Source organism: Bacillus shivajii, assembly GCF_020519665.1.
Taxonomy (GTDB): Bacteria; Bacillota; Bacilli; order Bacillales; family Salisediminibacteriaceae; genus Bacillus_CA; species Bacillus_CA shivajii.
The window spans coordinates 1,429,162-1,447,533 of the sequence record NZ_CP084703.1 but is presented as its reverse complement, the minus strand read 5'-3'; the positions used below and the strand labels follow the sequence as shown (position 1 = coordinate 1,447,533).

At 38.8% G+C, this 18,372-nt stretch carries 20 protein-coding genes; 1 reads left to right on the top strand and 19 read right to left on the bottom strand.

Annotated elements, in window-relative coordinates; translation table 11 throughout:
• Window positions 1–83: 83 nt before the first annotated feature.
• The 14 genes from LGQ02_RS07000 to LGQ02_RS21260 all read right to left on the bottom strand — a co-directional run bounded on the left by LGQ02_RS07000 (window position 84) and on the right by LGQ02_RS21260 (window position 11,612).
• Entirely contained in the window at window positions 84–473 is a 390-nt protein-coding gene (locus LGQ02_RS07000) for a diacylglycerol kinase family protein (protein WP_226517488.1), read from the bottom strand.
• A complete protein-coding gene (ybeY, locus tag LGQ02_RS06995) occupies window positions 457–867 on the bottom strand; it encodes an rRNA maturation RNase YbeY (RefSeq protein ID WP_226518243.1) in 411 nt (136 codons plus the stop codon). The genes LGQ02_RS07000 and ybeY overlap by 17 nt, the downstream gene beginning before the upstream one ends.
• Window positions 868–910: 43 nt before the next feature.
• Window positions 911–3,193 (bottom strand): HD family phosphohydrolase, encoded by a 2,283-nt coding sequence (locus tag LGQ02_RS06990; RefSeq protein ID WP_226517487.1) that lies wholly within the window; start codon window positions 3,191–3,193, stop codon window positions 911–913.
• 44 nt (window positions 3,194–3,237) lie between these two features.
• Entirely contained in the window at window positions 3,238–4,212 is a 975-nt protein-coding gene (locus LGQ02_RS06985) for a PhoH family protein (RefSeq protein WP_226517486.1), read from the bottom strand.
• Window positions 4,213–4,217: 5 nt separating this feature from the next.
• A complete protein-coding gene (gene yqfD, locus LGQ02_RS06980; RefSeq protein WP_226517485.1) occupies window positions 4,218–5,405 on the bottom strand; it encodes a sporulation protein YqfD in 1,188 nt (395 codons plus the stop codon).
• A gap of 14 nt (window positions 5,406–5,419) precedes the next feature.
• Window positions 5,420–5,707 carry a sporulation protein YqfC gene (gene yqfC, locus LGQ02_RS06975; protein WP_226517484.1) on the bottom strand — a complete coding sequence of 96 codons (288 nt, stop codon included), beginning with the start codon at window positions 5,705–5,707 and terminating at the stop codon, window positions 5,420–5,422.
• Between the two features lie 118 nt (window positions 5,708–5,825).
• Window positions 5,826–6,773, bottom strand: coding sequence for a cysteine synthase A (gene cysK, locus LGQ02_RS06970; protein WP_226517483.1), 948 nt, complete (start codon window positions 6,771–6,773; stop codon window positions 5,826–5,828).
• 272 nt (window positions 6,774–7,045) lie between these two features.
• On the bottom strand, window positions 7,046–7,231 hold the full coding sequence (locus tag LGQ02_RS06965) for a hypothetical protein (RefSeq protein ID WP_226517482.1): 186 nt from the start codon (window positions 7,229–7,231) through the stop codon (window positions 7,046–7,048).
• A gap of 283 nt (window positions 7,232–7,514) precedes the next feature.
• Complete coding sequence (locus tag LGQ02_RS06960) at window positions 7,515–8,048, bottom strand: hypothetical protein (protein ID WP_226517481.1); 534 nt, start codon at window positions 8,046–8,048, stop codon at window positions 7,515–7,517.
• Between the two features lie 52 nt (window positions 8,049–8,100).
• Window positions 8,101–9,105 carry a flotillin-like protein FloA gene (floA, locus tag LGQ02_RS06955; RefSeq protein ID WP_404802384.1) on the bottom strand — a complete coding sequence of 335 codons (1,005 nt, stop codon included), beginning with the start codon at window positions 9,103–9,105 and terminating at the stop codon, window positions 8,101–8,103.
• An 18-nt stretch (window positions 9,106–9,123) separates the two neighbouring features.
• Window positions 9,124–10,470, bottom strand: a complete 1,347-nt coding sequence (locus LGQ02_RS06950; RefSeq protein ID WP_404802408.1) for an NfeD family protein — start codon at window positions 10,468–10,470, stop codon at window positions 9,124–9,126.
• A 196-nt stretch (window positions 10,471–10,666) separates the two neighbouring features.
• Window positions 10,667–11,110 carry a GatB/YqeY domain-containing protein gene (locus tag LGQ02_RS06945; RefSeq protein ID WP_226517479.1) on the bottom strand — a complete coding sequence of 148 codons (444 nt, stop codon included), beginning with the start codon at window positions 11,108–11,110 and terminating at the stop codon, window positions 10,667–10,669.
• 18 nt (window positions 11,111–11,128) lie between these two features.
• On the bottom strand, window positions 11,129–11,302 hold the full coding sequence (rpsU, locus tag LGQ02_RS06940; RefSeq protein WP_226517478.1) for a 30S ribosomal protein S21: 174 nt from the start codon (window positions 11,300–11,302) through the stop codon (window positions 11,129–11,131).
• Window positions 11,303–11,483: 181 nt separating this feature from the next.
• Complete coding sequence (locus LGQ02_RS21260; protein ID WP_264184007.1) at window positions 11,484–11,612, bottom strand: hypothetical protein; 129 nt, start codon at window positions 11,610–11,612, stop codon at window positions 11,484–11,486.
• 45 nt (window positions 11,613–11,657) lie between these two features.
• On the opposite strand from LGQ02_RS21260, the gene LGQ02_RS06935 reads away from it, so the two are divergent.
• On the top strand, window positions 11,658–12,596 hold the full coding sequence (locus tag LGQ02_RS06935) for a Na/Pi symporter (RefSeq protein WP_226517477.1): 939 nt from the start codon (window positions 11,658–11,660) through the stop codon (window positions 12,594–12,596).
• A 32-nt stretch (window positions 12,597–12,628) separates the two neighbouring features.
• On the opposite strand, the gene deoC is transcribed toward LGQ02_RS06935, so the two are convergent.
• The 5 genes from deoC to dnaJ all read right to left on the bottom strand — a co-directional run bounded on the left by deoC (window position 12,629) and on the right by dnaJ (window position 18,268).
• Window positions 12,629–13,294 carry a deoxyribose-phosphate aldolase gene (gene deoC / locus LGQ02_RS06930; protein WP_226518241.1) on the bottom strand — a complete coding sequence of 222 codons (666 nt, stop codon included), beginning with the start codon at window positions 13,292–13,294 and terminating at the stop codon, window positions 12,629–12,631.
• A gap of 242 nt (window positions 13,295–13,536) precedes the next feature.
• A complete protein-coding gene (gene mtaB, locus LGQ02_RS06925) occupies window positions 13,537–14,880 on the bottom strand; it encodes a tRNA (N(6)-L-threonylcarbamoyladenosine(37)-C(2))-methylthiotransferase MtaB (protein WP_226517476.1) in 1,344 nt (447 codons plus the stop codon).
• Between the two features lie 5 nt (window positions 14,881–14,885).
• Window positions 14,886–15,638 carry a 16S rRNA (uracil(1498)-N(3))-methyltransferase gene (locus LGQ02_RS06920; protein WP_226517475.1) on the bottom strand — a complete coding sequence of 251 codons (753 nt, stop codon included), beginning with the start codon at window positions 15,636–15,638 and terminating at the stop codon, window positions 14,886–14,888.
• A gap of 9 nt (window positions 15,639–15,647) precedes the next feature.
• The gene (prmA, locus tag LGQ02_RS06915) at window positions 15,648–16,589 is read right to left on the bottom strand and encodes a 50S ribosomal protein L11 methyltransferase (protein WP_226517474.1); all 942 of its coding nucleotides are present in this window, start codon (window positions 16,587–16,589) and stop codon (window positions 15,648–15,650) included.
• A gap of 557 nt (window positions 16,590–17,146) precedes the next feature.
• On the bottom strand, window positions 17,147–18,268 hold the full coding sequence (gene dnaJ, locus LGQ02_RS06910; RefSeq protein WP_226517473.1) for a molecular chaperone DnaJ: 1,122 nt from the start codon (window positions 18,266–18,268) through the stop codon (window positions 17,147–17,149).
• Between the last annotated feature and the right edge of the window lie 104 nt (window positions 18,269–18,372).

The following is an 18,372-nucleotide window of genomic DNA, read 5'->3' as shown; positions in this document are numbered from 1 at the left end:
CCCCTCACATTCACTCATATTAAATATTCTTATTCGGTATTTATGAAAGGGCCTACCTATTTATGCAACTGTAACGTCCTCATTTAAAATAAACTAAGAATTTTCGGCATGAAAATAAAAGCACCTACAATGACTGCTGTTATAGAGTAAATAAACACCGCACCAGCTGCGGCATCTTTAATGACTTTTGCTCTAACATCAAATGATTGAACGATTAAATCAACACAATGCTCAATAGCTGTATTAATTAATTCAAGGGCCAAGATTCCACCTACAACCAGAGCAAGAATCGCTTGTTCAACAGGTGGAACATTTAATATTTGAGCAGCAATAAATATGAATACCGCCAAAATTGAGTGAATGCGAAAGTTTTGCTCATGCTTCCATGTATGTGTAATTCCCATAGACGCATAATGAAAACTTTTCTTTAACCGGCTCCACGAAATAAAAGGACGTTTATTTTTTGATGCCATGTTTCTGTAAGATCATTTCTTGACGTTTATTCATGGCTTCTTCTTCCTCTTTCGTTTCGTGATCATAACCAATCAAATGCAAGAACCCATGAACGGAAAGGAAACAAAGCTCTCTTTTCATATCATGTCCATATTCCTCTGCCTGTTCCTCAGCCCGTGGAACCGATACAATGACATCACCGAGCAACTCTGGCATACCTTCACCAACTACATCCTCTTCACCTTCATTTAAGGCAAAAGATAGGACGTCCGTAGGTTGATCTTTATCACGATATGTCTTATTTAGTTCATGAATCGTGTCATTATCAACAAACGTGAGGGAAACTTCAGCATTATCGCTGACTTCCTCGATTTCCATAGCGGTCATCATCACCTCTTTAACCACCTTAACCATCTCTTCGGGTAATTGATTTGTTTCATCTGTTAATTCAACATGTCTAGTTGTCACGCTCTTCACCCTCTTCTTTTACTTCTTTCTTTTCTTCTTTGTTATCTGTTTTATGTCCCGACTCTTTTGTCTTAGCATCTTCTGGATATTCTATCCGTGAATGAAATGTCCCTTGTAACGTTTCGCAAATCGATTGTGCAATTGTATTTAATTGCTTCAATGTGAGATCACATTCATCGAATTGACCATCTTCAAGACGGTCCGTAATAATTTTACGAACAAGGTTTTCAATTTTTTCTGGTGTTGGTTTATTCATCGATCTCACTGCTGCTTCTACACAGTCAGCAATTCCAACAATCGCAGCTTCTCTTGTCTGCGCTTTCGGGCCAGGGTACCTGAATTCTTCTTCAAGAACCTGTTGTTCGGATTCTTTTGCTGCTTTATGATAAAAATATTTTAATAATGTCGTACCATGGTGCTGCTCAGCAATCCCAATTATCTCTTTTGGCATTTTAAACTCTCTTAACATTTCTGCACCATCATAAGGATGTGAAATGATAATCGTTTTACTTAACTGTGGTGAGATTTTATCATGCGGATTATCCATTTTCATTTGGTTTTCAATGAAAAAGTGAGGTCTCCTCGTTTTGCCTAAATCATGATAATAAGCCCCTACACGAGCTAACAAACCATTTGCACCTACTGCCTCACATGCTCCTTCAGCTAAATTTGCAACCATGACACTATGGTGATAAGTACCAGGCGCTTCTAATAAGATTTTTCGAAGCATAGGCTGATTTGGACTCGATAACTCAATTAATTTCGTAGTTGATAAGATCCCAAAGCCAGCTTCAAAAAATGGTAAAAGCCCTAATGTAAGTACAGCAGCAATGAATCCTGATAATACACCGAATCCTATATGAAATCCAGCATCTATTAATGTATACTGCCCATTTTTGAGCATGAGTATTGCAATGATCACTAATACATTAACTAACCCGACAAATAAGCCTGATTGTAAAATACGCATGACTCGGTGAGATTTACTTAAGAAAAATACCCCTGCAACAGAACTAAAAAACACATAAATCCCGTGTGAATAATCAATAACCCCAGCTGATTGACCATTGAAGATGATACTTGCAACAATCGCAAAAATCATGCTTGTAAACAAAGCCACTCTCGAGTGGAGAAGGGTTGTTATTAACATTGTCCCCATTGCTACAGGAACAGCATACGTAATACCACCTAAATCGATGAGGTGAGTGTAACTGACAAGTTTTAAAATGACTAATGTTGCCGAATAAATGAGAACATACATTAACAAATGGGTGTTATTTGATCGAAGCGTCGTTTTTGCATCCCCTAAATAATAAGCTAACATCGATATAAGCAAGACAACAATGATCGCTAGCCCAATGTAAGGATAGATGAAGGTATGGTCTTCTAGTAGACCAACTAGTGCTAACTGGTTATAAATTTCTGTAGTAATTACTTGCCCTTCTTCCACTAATAATTGACCTTCTCGAACAATCACTGGATCAACTGCATCTACAGCCTCTTGTCTCTCTTGTTCAGTAGCCCTTTCATCTAATAAATAATTTGCTGTTACACCAAGCCTTGCGATTTCATCCATAGAGCGATAGAGCTTCGGGTCAACCGTAGAAATAAATACCATTCGTGCGGCTTTATTTTTCGCTTCTTCTACTTCATCAATATGTATCTCATCACTCATGACATCATGTATAGCACTTGTTATCGTGTTTTCAGCAAGCTCTAATTCTTCACGTGAAGCTTGTAACAAAGCTCTTAAAGTTTCATTACTCAATTCTTCACTCATTTGCTGTGTGACACTTTCTCGAACCTTTAATACTTGGTCCTCAATAGCAAACTCATCCGGGACAGAGTCAAGTAATTCTTCAACTTTGACTTCATCGTCCTCATTTTCAGCGGCATCTTCTAATTCAGTAATTTCTTCTTCACGTTCACTTGCTTCTGTTTTTACTTGACTAATACTATTGAATATATCTTTTATTCGTTCAATTTGATTTTGGACATACCTGTCTTTTGTTGAATAGACAGGTTCTACTGAATCATAAGCTTCCTGCTGTAAACGTTCTGTCTCTTGTTTATTTTCGATTGTTATAGGCGAACGAATATCTTGCTCAGAAACAATTCCCACTTCAGCTTCTAACGTCTTTGGACTAACGTTAGAAAACATTAATGCATACGTCACCAAGCCTAATATAACAAATAAAAATATACGTATATAAGGGTGATCTTTTAGTTTTTTCCACCACTTTTGATGTTCAATAGAAGAATGTTTCCCCATTCGATTTCCCCACCTCGCCACGCATTCGTCAAAGCTTAACCGCTTTACTTATCACTATCTTCATTTTCGTTCTCATAAGCATTAATAACACGTTGAACGAGCGTATGTCTAACAACATCTGAAGACTCTAAATAAATAAAAGATAAGCCTTCTACATTTTGTAAAATATTTATAGCAACCTTTAAACCTGATACTTTCCCTTTAGGTAAGTCAACTTGAGTTAAATCTCCTGTGACGACCATTTTCGAGCCAAAACCAAGTCTTGTAAGAAACATTTTTATTTGTTCTGATGTTGTATTTTGTGCTTCATCTAAGATGACATAGGAATCATCGAGAGTACGGCCTCGCATATATGCTAATGGTGCGATTTCTATCGTTCCTCTTTCCATTAACCTCGTTGTATGTTCAGCACCTAAAACATCGTGTAAAGCGTCATATAAAGGGCGTAAATAAGGATCTACTTTCTCTTTTAAATCTCCAGGTAAAAACCCTAAGCTTTCTCCAGCTTCTACTGCAGGTCTTGTTAATACAATGCGTTTTACATGCCCTTCTTTTAAAGCGTGAACGGCCATTACCACTGCTAAATATGTTTTCCCTGTTCCTGCAGGACCAATCCCGAAAACAATATCATGTTTCTTTAAGGCAGATACGTAATGCCTTTGGCCTAATGTTTTCGCTAAAATGGGCTTTCCTTTTGCTCCTGTCGTAATTTTTTCATCGTATAGATCTAAGATTTCTTCTAGCATGTCTCGATTTGCTAATTGTGCAGCATATACAACATCCCGCTCCTGTACAGAGATTCCTTTACGAATTAAGTGGAGTAGCATTTGTAATACTTTTTCTATCTTTCCAATACTTTCTTTAGGTCCAGTGGCTGTAACTTCTTCGCCACGCGTTAATATCGTTATATTTAAAGCTTCTTCTAGCCTTTTTAAATGCCTGTCATTAGGGCCAAATAACGCTTGTACTTCATTTGCATTTTCAACACCTAATTGAATCGTCTGTTTCATGTCTGTCAATCGTCTCAGTCTCCTTGAATTATCGGTTGTTTTTCCGCAATTTCATCAACAATGCGGTAATGGATAGTTACTATAACTTTACCACCCTCTACCTCATGGTGCAAAACTTTTTCACCCATTATTTCTGCGTTGTCTGTAAAACGATCCAGCAGTTTTTCTTTCCCTTTTTCAACTGCTACCTCTGTCAATTCCTCTTCACTACCTGTGACTAATGCGCGTTCAGTTTCTAAATACTCTTTATATCCATAGTTTATCGGAATATCAAAACCAAATATACTCCAATTTGTTTTATATTCTTCCACTTTCACTTCATCATACTCAGGTGCATTCCATCCCCAAAAAGGTAAAGGAAATGACCCAAAATAAACTTTATGCATTTTATAACGTTCACCCGTTACTGTATCGATTTCTCGTTCTACAGGTAATCGTACTTTCGCCTTATACCAAAATTCACCATACACTTCACCCTCTGCAGATATTCGCTGTTCTTCACCTTCTTTTCCAACTAGTCCTGAAACAAGAAGTTGACCTTTTTCCACGACTTGATTCGGTTCAACAACAGGCATTCCATCCTCAACAAACATATCGTATATAACCGCTTTCCGCTTTGCAACGAGGTGTCCGGGAGATTCTGCGGCTTTCGGTTCTGCTAATTCCTTTTCAACTACTTGAAAATGATAGGTTGTTCCTTTCACTGTCACACCGATCCATGTTGCATCTTTAATTTCATCAGTAACAAATGATTGAATATTCTCTGGTTTAGGTAAGCGGAATTGAAAGGCTCCTTTCTTAACGCCTAATTCATTTACAGTCTGTCGCAGTTGATGCTCCACATCAGGTGAAGCTCCTTCAATTTCAATATCCCAAACCATATTTGAAAGAAAAAAGAGTAAAGCAAAGAAAAGAAATGCACCAATTACTAATCCACTTCGTCTTTTCATCCGCTTATATAGAAACGGCAATCCTTTTCTCTCTAAAAACGAGATCTTACAGTTTGATCGTTTGGCAAGCCCACGAAGTTTTGGCACCTCGTCCAATAAAATGGAACAAACAAGGACATCACTTCCTGGGTATTTGATGTCCCAAACACGTATATTTTCGTGAATACAACGATTGATAAACAATTCTGGGTATGGTCCTTTCACCTTCACTCGAACACTGCCAGTAACCTTATGTACCCAGTTATTCTTCATTCTCATCACCTGCTTTAATTATTGGTATGAATAAACTTGACATCATCGACCACACCTTCTAATAAAATTTCTTCTGGCAAAATATTCTTAATAACAAACGAATGTCCTATAATAAGGAGCTCGCCCTCTGTCAACCGCAGCCTTAATTCTTCATTTGTAAAACGTATGAGGCCGCGGTGATTTTCAATATATATATGAAAGTGACCAATCATCGTCACTCTCGGCATATCCATCATGACATCAGCAGGAAGATCCATGTTTTTCGTCATCCATTGTCTGATCATCTTCTGTAAATTCTTCATGACGAACCCCCCTTCAACTCATATGTATGTAACGATTTCAGGTCCTATCACAAAAAAAACATCGACCTCTTAAAGAGACCGATATTTCATAAAAAATATATAAATTCTTATTCCGGCTTTATTCTTCATCAAATAACGGTGTTGAACGATATCTCTCACCAGTATCTGGAAGAACTACAACAATTGTCTTTTGTTTATTTTCAGGACGTTCAGCTACCACTTTCGCAGCATGTAAAGCTGCACCTGAGGAAATCCCTACGAGAAGGCCCTCTTCTTTACCAATTTTACGGCTAGCTTCGAACGCATCATCTCTTGTTACCTTTACCACTTCTTCATAGAGGTCTGTATTTAAAATCTCAGGAACAAACCCTGGTCCTATTCCTTGAAGCTTATGTGGTCCTGGACTGCCACCACTTAAAACTGCAGAATCAGTTGGTTCTACCGCTATAGCTTTAAACGAAGGATTTCTCCTTTTAAGTACTTCGGTTACCCCTGTAATTGTTCCACCTGTACCTATTCCACTAATTAAGATATCAACATTTCCATTTGTATCTTCCCAAATCTCTTCAGCAGTTGTATTGCGATGAACTTCAGGATTTGCTTCATTCTCAAACTGTTGAGGCATAAAAGCATTTGGGGTTTCTTCAACTAGTTCATTCGCTTTTGAAATAGCACCTTTCATTCCTTTCGCACCTTCAGTTAAAACTAATTCTGCACCTAACGCCTTTAATAACTTTCTTCGTTCTACACTCATCGTATCTGGCATAACAAGAATTAAGCGATAACCTTTGGCAGCACAAACAAACGCCAAAGCAATACCCGTATTACCACTTGTCGGTTCAATAATAGTGGTATCTTTTGTAATGATCCCATCTTTCTCAGCTACTGAGATCATCGCATTACCAATACGATCTTTGACACTGCCATGTGGGTTAAAATACTCTAATTTCCCTACTACTTCAACACCTGTCGCATCACTAACATTGTTTAGCCGTAGTAAAGGTGTTCTTCCGATTAACTCCGTTAAATCTTTCGCTATTTTTGGTCTTTTTATAACATTACTCATATTTCTCTTCTCCTCCTTAGCCCTATCTTCGTTTAACATAACAACATGTTTATATTTAAATCTAGACCTACCTTATTTGATACCTTTCCTTAGGTTTCCACCATCCATATTAATCCAATCATATTTATCGGGATTATTTCCATAAATTACTGATTATTTTATATTTTTATTCTTTTTCATTTGGATCATAAAAAAGACTGGATACTCAAGAAGACAAAGTATAGATGTAACGAGCTAAGTCGTGATTCTTCTTCGTTATATATTTTCTGAACTTAGAACAAAAGCGCAAGCGCCTTGTCTCTTCCTCTACCAGCATTACTTTGTAGCTGTATCCGTCCACCACGCAATACGCCACGTCCTGTGGCATGCGCGGCATTAGGACGTCCTGTCCGTCCACCGCGCAATACGCCACGTCCTGTGGCACGCGCGGCATTAGGACGTCCTGTCCGTCGAGACAACTCGAAGTACCTCTGAGAAGTAACGCTCGTTGTGCCTTTCTCTACAATCTTATTCGAAGATGCTTATGCGTCGGCACAGTCAGAGCAATGTTTATCTGCGACGAGTAATCGCAGGAGCATATTCAGCGAAGCGTCGTTCGTCGCTGGGCTAGACGTAACAACTTGCTAGGTATTTATCCACAAGCATATATTTTATAACTTTCTAGACCATAAAAAAAAGACTGATTTTCAAAAGGTGCACAAATATAGTGAACCCTTTGAGTCAGTCTTTGTTCTTTTGACGTTATTTTCGGTTAGTAAAGGTTTCCCTCGGTCTTCGTGAGCGAGGTTTTCCTAAAATCTCTGACCAGACGATTCCTTTTATAGCTTCATCTCGAGATACTTTAGAAAAGTCGAGCTCAACCTTAGAAGTTTTTTTCGTAATATCCCCTTCAGTAATAGGTGATTTATCAACTTTTTTCACTTGTTTTAAAGCTTCTTCTTTTCGCTTTTTCAACGCTTCATAACGGTCAGATAAATCATTGTTTGCTTTTTCTAATTCTTTTGCTGGTTCATGTTTTGATACACTTTCTCTTTCAACAGTTGGTTGACGAGTTTTTTCATGCCTTTCTTCTACTGAAGGCTGCTCTTGCTTAAATATTTCACGCCAGTCAACTTCTTCCTCTTTTTGTTGATGCCCAGATTGTTGTGGGCGGTTTTGAGGGCGGTTAGGGCGCTTATCCTCTTGCTTTTTATCTCCACCCAAACCTTGAAAGAAGCTCAAAATCGCAGCAATGATAAAGAAAAGAATTAGCGGATTGTCTAATAATCCTTGCATTAGCTACTGACTCCTTTCTTGAGGTAAGAAAAGCAATCAATCGATTCTTTTCCTAATATTTTGTATCTGTTCCCTCATTATTGTCAGTATCATCATTTGTTGCTTTTCCAATTGAGTCACGCATATCAGTGTCAGCCATTACGTTTTTTAAGTTCATGTAGTCCATAACACCCATGTTTCCTGAACGTAATGCTTCAGACATCGCAAGTGGTACTTCAGCCTCTGCCTCAACAACTTTCGCACGCATTTCTTCAACTCGCGCGCTCATTTCTTGTTCTTTCGCAACGGCCATTGCACGACGCTCTTCTGCTTTTGCTTGTGCGATGACTTTATCTGCTTCCGCTTGGTCCGTCTGTAATCCTGCACCGATGTTCTTACCGATATCAATATCGGCGATATCGATTGATAAGATTTCAAATGCAGTACCAGAGTCTAAACCTTTCTTTAATACCGTTTGAGAGATCATATCCGGATTTTCTAATACTTCTTTATGGTTTGTTGCAGAACCGATTGTTGAAACGATCCCTTCACCAACACGAGCAATTACTGTATCTTCACCTGCACCACCGACAAGTCGATCGATGTTCGCTCGTACAGTAATACGTGCTTTCGCTTTTACTTCGATCCCGTCCATTGCAACACCGGCAATAAAAGGTGTTTCAATAACTTTCGGATTTACACTCATTTGAACCGCTTCTAGTACGTCACGTCCAGCTAAGTCGATCGCTGCGCAACGTTCAAAGCTTAAATCGATATTCGCTCTTTGAGCAGCAATTAATGCGTTTACCACGCGATCAACATTACCACCAGCTAAGTAGTGTCCTTCAAGCTTGTTTGTACTAATGTCTAAACCTGCTTTTACTGCTTTAATTAACGGGTTAACAACACGGTGAGGAATAACTCGACGTAACCTCATCCCTACTAATTGGAAAATCCCTACTCTTACTCCTGCCGCCCATGCGGAAATCCATAGTGCAACTGGAACAAAAGTAAATAATACTGCCAATGCGACAATAATAAGTCCTAGCGTAATAATTAGACCAATTTCTGCTGGCATAATACTTCCTCCTTTTTATCATTCATTTTCTTTGTTTTCGGTATCTCCACTAACTTCGCGAACAACAATGCGCGAGCCTGCTGTGGAAATGACCTTTACATTTCTTCCTTGTTCAATATATCCTCCTTCGGATACGACGTCAAGTCGTTCCTCACCAATCAGAGCAGTTCCAGATGGTCGTAACGTCGTAAGAGCCTCCCCAACGTTACCGACAATATCTGTTCTCGTTTCATTCGATACGTAACCTTCTTCATTTTTTGTCGCATCATTTAGGATAACCCGCTTTAACGGCCCCCTGTATCCAACGTATTTAAAGAATAGTATAGAAACGATGGTTGTTAAAACTGCTGCAATTAAAATGGAAAGGAGAATATTCATTGTTGAATATGACGCTAAAACCATACTCCCTATAATAGCCCCGATTCCAATAATACCAAATATACCGAAACCGGGTACAAATATTTCAATGAGTAACAAAATAACACCGACAGAAAACAGGATAAATGTTTCCCAGCCTGCAAATCCAGCTACCATATGTCCAAAGAAATATAAAAATAATGCAGAAGCTCCCATAATTCCAGGGATTCCAAATCCGGGTGAATACAACTCCAGCACAAGCCCCATACTTCCAATCGAAAGCAAAATAGGGATAACAATTGGATGTGTGACAAAGCGGGCAATTTGTTCAGCAAAACTTACTTCTGCTTCTCTTTCCTCGGCATTTTCGAGGTTTAAGTATTCAAGAAGTTCTTGGCGGTTTTGAGCAATCGCTTCCGCATAACCTACCTCATATGCTTCACTAGAAGTTAATGTTAATAACCTTCCACTAGGCGCACCATACTCTGGAATGTCTATCTCTGAGTCTGCCATTGCTAATGCATATTGTGGATCACGGTCATTTAATTCTGCAGCACTTCTCATTGCAGCCAACCACGCTGAATGTGCTTTGTCATCTGCAGCAGTACCTGAGCCACCTTCAATTACTTGTGCAGCTCCCATCTCAGACCCTGGTGTCATTACAATTTGATCAGCGTTCAAAGAAATATATGCTCCTGCAGACATTGCATCGTTAATTACATAAGCTGTCGTTGGTGTCTCAGTATTGCGAATTAATGAAGCGATTTCACTCGCTGCATCGACGAGACCTCCAGGTGTATTCACTTCGAATACGATATGATCTGCTCCTTCTTCTTCAGCAGCGGTAATCGATCGATTTAAAAATGCAAGTAAACCTCTCTCTACAGCTTGTTCAACTGGTATATAGTAAACCAGCTTACCATCCCCAGTGCTTTCGGCTTGTTGAGGGACAATCGAAAGGATGAATGCTAACATCAACATCGAAGAAAAGAGCACTATTCTAAACATTTTCACTTGTATGATTCCTCCTTTCTTTTATGTATTAAACGTTAGTAGTAATTACGAAATAACACTATAAAGGTTTCAATATATATCAATTATATAAAAACTTAGGGGAATTTGATATTATGATGACTCAAAAGAAGTAAAAATATAAAAACGCCTTGTGGATACACAAGGCGTTATTCGCATCATTTCATGTTGTTTATGATAACGATTTTTGAACAAGTTGATTTACTTTCGTGCCATCAGCTTTTCCTTTTACTTTCGGCATAACAGCACCCATCACTTTTCCTATATCAGCCTTTGAGGAAGCTCCAACTTCTTTGACCGTTTCTTGGACGATTTGTTCGAGTTCATCTTCTGATAACTGTGACGGTAAGTACTCTTCTAATATATTGATTTCTAACTTCGTTTTTTCAACTAAGTCATTCCGATTAGCTTGCTCAAACTCATGGAGGGATTCTTTTCTTTGTTTCATTTCACGATTTAGAACGGTTAATGCCTCATCTTCTGTTAATTCTCTAGTCAGCTTAATTGATTCATTTTGAATTGAAGATTTCACTGAACGGATCACAGATAAACGTTGCTTATCTTTATTCTTCATCGCTACTTTCATTTCTTGATTAATTTGATCAAGAAGATTCAAGGAAATTACACCCTCTCCTTAGAACTTACGCTTACGAGCCGCTTCGGACTTTTTCTTACGTTTAATACTTGGTTTTTCATAATGCTTTCGCTTGCGAACTTCTGCCAACGTACCTTCCTTAGACATATTTCTCTTGAAGCGACGAAGAGCAGCATCGATAGATTCGTTTTTACGTACACGTGTTTCTGCCATTCTATATCCCTCCCTCCGAACAACCAATCAAGACATACAAGATTGCATGTCTTTGTTGATTATATATGAAAAGGTATGGTTTGGTCAACTTAGAAGTTATACATATCTTTAATTATTTCTCTTTTCCATCTTTAGGAAAGGTTATTTTCTAAAAGATTGTTGCTTATTCCATGAAGATTGGTCATATTTGATAAGAAGTTGCTTGTATTTCAACTGAAGTTGCTCGTATTTCAACTGAAGTTGCTTGTATTCCATGGGAAGTTGCTTGTATTCCAAGAAGGTCCTTTAAGTAAATCACTAAACTTGTCATTCTTGTCCACCTGTGTCCATATACATGTTCAGAGGAGGGAGATGAATGAACGAAATACTAACGATGTTTGCTATATATATCGCTTTATTTTTATTCGGTATGACCGTCATGAAACAAGGTCTTTTCCATATACAAGAAAGAAGAACGAAAGATTTTTTATATAAGGCAGTTGATCATCCCCTAAAAAGCTTTCTAGTTGGAATTGTCGTGACTGCTTTGTTACAAAGTAGTTCTGCTGTAATGATTATGACTGTTGGTCTTGTAGCAACAGGTTATCTATCCTTTAAACATTCCATTGGGATTATTTTAGGTGCTAATATCGGAACGGTTGTTACATTAGAAATCTTGGCTATAGACTTGTCTTGGCTTATTTTGCCTGCATTATTGATTGGTATTCCGCTCTTACTAACTCGTCGGACAATCCTTTTTTCAATTGGCTGCCTCTCTTTTGGGTTTGGGAGTATTCTTGTCGCGATGCACGGCTTTGAGACATTAGCTTATCCCATTTCTTCTTTATCGACTGTATATGATTGGATTATCTCTACAAATGAATTTGAATTTCTTGCGATTTCTATAGGCGTAGTATTAAGTGGTATGATTCAGTCAAGTTCTGCTGTCACTGCTATAGCTATGACGTTTATGAACGAAAACTTATTCTCTTTACCAACAGGTATTGGAATTATGCTAGGAGCAAATGTTGGGACTTGTTTAACTGCTTGGCTTGCAAGCCTAGGCGGAAGTAAAGAATCAAAGCTTACAGCTTATGCACATATTTGGTTAAATGTACTAGGACTAATTATTTTTTTCCCTTTCATTCAAACGTTTGCAAATTTTGTTGAAATGACATCTTCCTCACCGTCTCAACAATTAGCACACGCAACATTGTTTTATAATGTTATTAGTTCTGCCATCATTTTGCCTTTTATTAATCATTTTACAAACTTTATCTTATGGATCCACCGAGGGTCTCAACATATAAAGTGAAAGAGGCTCGTCCATTGGACGGCCTCTTTTGTTTAATAATCAGATGTACCTTCTTCACCTTTTACGATTGCAATACCTGCACTTGCCCCAATTCGTGTCGCACCAGCCTCAATCATCGCTAAAGTACCTTGACGGTCTCTCACACCACCGGAAGCTTTAACACCAATATCAGGTCCAACAGTTTTTCTCATTAATTTTATGTCTTCAACAGAAGCTCCACCTCCAGAGAAGCCGGTGGATGTTTTTACATAATCTGCTCCTGCTTTTACAGAAAGTTCACACGCTTTTACTTTTTCCTCTTCAGTTAACAGAGAAGTTTCGATAATAACTTTTGTTAATGCGTTTCCTTTTGCAGCGTCGACAACTGCTTTAATGTCACGTAAAACGAGGTCATGATCACCTGTTTTTAATGCCCCAATATTAATTACCATATCTACTTCCGTTGCGCCTTTCTCAATTGCATCTTTCGTTTCATAAGCTTTAACTTCTGGAGTTGACGCACCTAATGGGAATCCGATTACTGTACATACTTTAACATCTGTTTCTTTTAAGATCTCAAAGGATACATTAATCCACGCCGGATTTACGCAAACTGACGCAAAACCATATTCTTTTGCTTCATTTGCAAGTGCTACTATTTGCTCTTTATTTGTATCTGGTTTTAATAACGTATGATCGATAAACTTAGACAATTCCATACTCATACTTTTTCCTCCTCTTCGCTCCACTAGAGGTACGTACCTCTAGCTCTTTCTACATTAATTTAATATATATCAATACATGCGAATAGCATACATTTAAAGTTTTTCCGTATTAACCGATAACTTGTGTGGGAATTAATGTGCTTTCCTCCAATAATCATTGAGTGATTTTTTTCAGAGCATATCCAAAGTCAAAGCAGAAAAAAACACTAGCGGTGGTTTTCCGCTAGTGTTACGTATTAGCCATTAACAACTGTTTTTTGCTCAGAAAGTACTCGAACAAAGCTTCCAATATTATATGGATATCCGGCTTGTTCAATTTTAACTTTAACAATTTCACCAACCATACTTTCATCAACTGGAACCTTTACTTTCAAATAGTTATCAGTGTATCCAACATAATAACCACTCTCAGGATCTTCCTTATCTTTCTCTTCAGGAATAACTTCTATTACTTCTCCTTCGAATTTCGAAGCATATTCTTTAGCTAATTGGTTAGATAATTCAATCAAACGATGAACTCGCTCATTTTTCACTTCGTCATCGACTTGATCTTCCATTCTCGAAGCAGGTGTCCCTGTTCGTTTCGAGTAAGGAAATACATGCAATTCAGAGAAGTGTACTTTTCGAATAAAATCAAACGTTTCTTGGAATTCTTCGTCTGTTTCTCCAGGGAAACCAACAATTACATCAGAAGTAATCGCTAAACCTGGTAGTGCTTTTTTCAACTTCATAATACGATCATAGAAAAATTCCATTGTATATTTACGTCTCATCCGTTTAAGTACCGTATTTGATCCAGACTGTAATGGAACGTGTAAATGACGAACCACTTTTTCAGAGCGATCAATAACATCTATGACTTCATCTGTAATTTGACTCGCTTCAATAGAAGAGATTCGAATACGCTTCAATCCTTCAACCTTTTCAAGATCAAGAAGTAACTTTGCTAAGCTGTATTCTTTCATGTCTTCTCCATAACCACCGGTATGAATACCAGTTAGGACAATTTCTTTATAACCAGCCTCTACGAGTTGGTTTGCTTGAGAAATAACATCTTCTGGTTTACGAGAACGGAGTAACCCGCGTGCCCATGGAATAATACAAAACGTACAGAAGTTATTACAGCCTTCTTGAATCTTTAATGAAGCACGTGTGCGGTCAGTAAATGAAGGAACGTCTAACTCCTCATATACACGCGCTTTCATGATGTTTCCAACACCATTAATTGGCTCTCGTTCTTTTCTAAATTGCTCAATATAGCTAATGAGCTTATGGCGGTCTTGAGTGCCGACAACGATGTCTACCCCTGGAATAGCCATAATTTCCGCTGGAGATGTTTGTGCATAACAACCGGTTACACAAACAACTGCATCAGGATTTTTACGAATCGCTCTGCGAATAACTTGGCGACTCTTTTTGTCACCAGTGTTTGTTACTGTACATGTGTTTATGACATAAACATCAGATGTTTGGTCATATTCTGTTTTTTCGTAGCCTGCTTGCTGAAACAGCTGCCAAATCGCTTCTGTTTCGTAATGATTAACTTTACAACCTAATGTATGAAAAGCAACCGTTGGCATTTTCTTCACCCCAACAATTCAAAATGATAAGATATTGCCGCTAAACCATAAAGTGGTGCCGTTTCAGAACGTAAAATTCGCGGCCCGAATCCACACGTAATTGCACCATGTTCTTGCATCGTTTGTATTTCACGATCAGAAAAACCGCCTTCAGGACCAATTAGAAGTAGAAGGTTGTCTCCCGCCTTCATGTTATTTAATACTGAGAAAAAACGACTTTTCTCATCGCTTTTAGCTGCTTCTTCATAAGCAACTAAAACATACGTATAATTTTTGAATGTATAAACTAAATTTTGGAAGCGATCAACAGAATGTACTTTAGGCATCTTTTGACGGTGAGATTGTTCTGCTGCTTCCTTCGTAATTTTATTCCATCGCTCTATCTTTTTTTTCGCTTTTTTTTCATCCCACTTCACAATAGAACGTTCCGCTTCAAATGGAAGGAAATGAAAAGCACCGAGCTCTGTTCCTTTTTGAAGGACAAGCTCAAGTTTGTCTCCTTTAGGGAGACCGTGAGCAATTGAAACTTCGATCGGAAGTTCTTTTGTGACTGTCTCCTCTTCAACAATGACTGCTTTAACATGTTCATCTGTAAACTCACTTAACTCACATGTATAGCATTTACCATCAAGAGCACAGCAAACAATCGTGTCACCTGTTTCCATACGCATGACACGACGAATGTGCTTTTGCTCTTCACCGGTTATCATAACATAATCAGAGTAAAAATGTGATGGTTCCAAAAAGTACCTTTGCATGAATATCACCTATTCTGGTTTTTGCGCGACCATTGCTAACCAGTCTTCCATTTCAACAATTTCAAGTAATTCAAAACCACTGTTTAAAATAGCATCTTTCACTTGCTCTCGTTTACCTTGAATGATCCCTGATGTGACAAGTTTTCCACCAGGTTTTAATGATTTAAATGCATCATCTGTCATTCTAACAATCACTTCTGCAAGAATATTTGCAACGATTACATCCGGCTCATCACGAACACCATCGAGGAGGTTGTTTTGTTCAACAGTAATAACATCCTGATTTTTGTTTAACTTAATGTTCAACTTTGCCGTTGTCACAGCCACCTCATCTAAATCGAGGGCGAGAATTTTTGACGCGCCTAATTTAGCAGCTGCAATACTCAAAACTCCTGATCCTGTTCCAACATCCACGACAGAGTCATTTTTTTTCAAATGACGTTCAAGCGCTTGTATTGACAGGACCGTCGTAGGATGTGTCCCTGTTCCAAATGCCATGCCTGGGTCTAGTTCTATAATTAACTCATCGTCATGTACCTTTTCATATTCTTCCCATGTCGGTGTAATCGTAATCCGATCTGAGATTTTTACAGGCTTATAGTACTTTTTCCAAGCTGTTGCCCACTCTTCTTCATTTACTTCACTTACCGTCACTTGATTATGACCTAAGTCAATATTATAAACGAGGAGCTGGTTTATGGCCTCTTTTATTTCTTCAACCGTTTCACCTAAAAAGCTATTAACTGGTAGGTAAGCTTTTACGATGACCCCTTCATCTGGATAATCATCTGGCGAAAGTTCATACACTTCACCTAAAGACGTATCGCGCTCTTTATATAAGTCATCTGGATCTTCGATGACAACACCACTTGCTCCTGCTTCGTGTAAAATATTCGAAACAGGTTCAACTGCTTCTTGTGTTGTATGAATACAAATTTCAGACCATTTCACCGTAAACCAACTCCTCAAATTTCTTTAATATCTACCCTGAAAATAAATCTTAGTTTGGAAGAACATGTTGCTTCTTCCTCTTCTAGCTTTTGCTACGTAGCTGGATGCGTCGGCGCAGCTCTCAGTGGTTCGACGAAGCTGTGTTTGTTGCTTCTTCCTCTACTAGCTTTTGCTACGTAGCTGGATGCGTCGGCGCAGCTCTCAGTGGTTCGACGAAGCTGTGTTTGTTGCTTCTTCCTCTACTTAGCTTTTGCTACGTAGCTGGATGCGTCGGCGCAGCTCTCAGTGGTTCGACGAAGCTGTGTTTGTTGCTTCTTCCTCTTCTAGCTTTTGCAACGTAGCTGGGTGACTTCGTCGAATAAGCTGCGAGTTGTCTCGACGGGCAGGACGTCCTAATGCCGGGCATGCCACAGGACGTGGCGTTTTGTCCGGTGGACGGATACACTTAAAGAATATGCTTGTAGAGGAAGAGACAGTCCTCGCAACATACTTCCAAACTTACTTAAAAAATAAACTCATTTTCATGTGCCATGGGCTAATTTCTATAGCATGGTTGCTTATTCACCGAAGTTTTTAAATGCTCGTTTTACCTTTGCAAAGAAATTCTCACTTTGTTCATCAGGCGCTTCATTTCCGCTAATTTCAGCAAGTTCGCGCAATAATTCTTTTTGACGATCTGTGAGGTTTTTCGGTGTTAAGACACGGACTTTAATATGTTGATCTCCTTGTCCCATACCTCTCACGTTAGGGACACCTTTTCCTCTAAGACGGAAGTGTGTTCCTGTTTGAGTACCTGCTGGAATTTTCAATTTCACTTTTCCTTTTAGTGTCGGTACTTCAATTTCATCACCTAGAGCTGCCTGCGTGAATGTTAGAGGCATTTCGCAATGTAGGTCATCACCATCACGTTTAAAGAATTCGTGAGGCTTAACATTAAAGACGACATACAAGTCTCCTGGAGGACCTCCATTCTCACCAGGTTCTCCTTGACCAGCGACACGAATTTGCTGTCCAGTATCAACACCTGCTGGAATTTTAATATGAATCTTCTTACGCTTTTTCACTTTTCCTTGGCCGGCACACGTACGACATTTATCTTTAACCATTTGTCCAGTTCCATCACACTGATGACAAACTCGTCGGTTAACAACTCTTCCAAATGGGGTATTTTGTTCAACGTTTAGCTGTCCTGCACCGCCACAATGCTTACATGTTTCAGGCGACGTTCCAGGCTTTGCACCTGACCCGTGACACGTTTCACACGTTTCTTCACGTGGTATTTCGATATCTGTTTCTTTTCCAAATACCGCTTCTTTAAATTCTAACATCATCGTATACTGCATATCTGCCCCTTGACGAGGTGCATTTGGATCTCTACGCCCACCTCCACCAAAGAACATATCGAAAATGTCACCGAAGCCACCAAAGTCTCCATCGCCACCTCCACCAAATCCTTGGTTTGGATCTGTATGTCCAAATTGGTCATAATGGGCTCTTTTTTGTGAATCACTTAGCGTATCGTATGCATCTTTTACTTCTTTAAACTTTTGCTCTGCATCCGCTTCTTTATTTACATCCGGATGATACTTGCGAGCAAGCTTACGATAGGCCTTTTTTATTTCTGCTTCAGAGGCGCCTTTTTCGACACCAAGAACGTCATAATAGTCTCTTTTGCTCATCGTATCCACTCCCGAATCCTAATCCATAACGAATATCTTATCACCTACCTGTAAAACAGGCAAGGTGATTATATTCATTAAGCTATATGGTTTTCCTTTTAAAA